Raw genomic sequence first — 1,099 nt, forward strand, 5'->3', positions numbered from 1 at the left:
GGCCTCCTGACCGGTCGGGCGCGAGGTCGTGGCCCCTTGCCGCACTCGAAACCGTGTGCGCAGACAGCGAGAGGTCCGGTCTCGCCTCGGCCGCATGACGCCGGCGCGGGCCAGAGGTGAATCGTTCGGCCGTCTCCCGGCCCGGGAGTCCGGCCGGTTACCGCAGCGCTGTCACGCCGTTGCCGGTGCGCTCGAGGAGTCCAGGCCGGTGAACGGCTCGTCCGCGCTGTCGTCGTAGACCTCGCGGCAGGCTTTCTCGTTCCCGTTGTCCGGCCAGACCTCGGAGGCGGTGTCCCGGCGTTCGGGGTGGCAGTCGGTGCAGGTCAGGCCGACGGCGGCTGCCGGGGTCCAGCTCTCGAGCCGTGCCTGACCGCTTGGTGGGAGGGCATTCATGAGGATCACCCAGCAGTGCTTCAACCGGTTCAGAAGGGGAACGTGGGGCTGTTGTCGTTGTGGAGGGCGCTGTCGTCCCGGTCGGGGACTCCCGGTGTGAGGGCTCCCGGCGTGTCGTTCGGGGCGGACGGGGCGGTGTCGAAGAGGGTGCCGCCGGGCACGCCCACGCGCGGGATCTTGCTGACCGTCGCGTCGGCGTAGCGCAGGGAGGGGCCGATCTCCAAGGCTTCCAGCTCGATGACGGTCCGCTTCTCTCCTTCCCTGGTCTCGTACGTCCGCTGGTGCAGCCGCCCCTGGACGATGACGCGGGTGCCGCGCGCCAGGGAATGGGCGACGTGTTCCNNCTCGCCGTCCTTCCACTCGTTGCTCTGCCGGTCGAAGGTGCGGGGCGTGGAGGCGACGGTGAAGTGGGTGACTGCGTCGCCGGACGGGGTGTTGCGGATTTCGGGGTCGTCGGTCAGGTTGCCTACGACGGTGACGACGGTCTCGCCGACCATGAGAGGTACTCCTAACGCACGAACGGACGGGGGAAGTCGGTTGTCCGGCGACAGCGCTGCCGCTTCGGGGTGTTTCCGGGCTCGCTGCCCGGCCCCCTTTCTTCTCGTTCGACAGGCCCCGCCGCGATGAGTCTCGAAGCATGGGCCGGAGCGTTCTTCAGCGGGATGCCGAGCCGGGGGATGGTGCAGGGGCGGCCGGCGGCGGCCCG

General features: G+C 70.3%; 2 protein-coding genes and 1 pseudogene. All 3 read right to left on the reverse strand.

Annotated features, from left to right (window positions below; genetic code table 11):
• Nucleotides 1-171: 171 nt before the first annotated feature.
• Nucleotides 172-402 carry a hypothetical protein gene (locus AOK11_RS37400; RefSeq protein ID WP_055598075.1) on the reverse strand — a complete coding sequence of 77 codons (231 nt, stop codon included), beginning with the start codon at nucleotides 400-402 and terminating at the stop codon, nucleotides 172-174.
• A gap of 20 nt (nucleotides 403-422) precedes the next feature.
• Nucleotides 423-735 (reverse strand): single-stranded DNA-binding protein (locus tag AOK11_RS46965; RefSeq protein ID WP_420903046.1); only part of this gene is annotated, 313 nt, incomplete at its 5' end.
• A 2-nt stretch (nucleotides 736-737) separates the two neighbouring features.
• A pseudogene (locus tag AOK11_RS45940) lies at nucleotides 738-890 on the reverse strand (single-stranded DNA-binding protein); the annotation flags it as partial.
• Nucleotides 891-1,099: the final 209 nt, after the last annotated feature.

This window comes from Streptomyces hirsutus, assembly GCF_001418415.1.
Taxonomy (GTDB): Bacteria; Actinomycetota; Actinomycetes; order Streptomycetales; family Streptomycetaceae; genus Streptomyces; species Streptomyces hirsutus.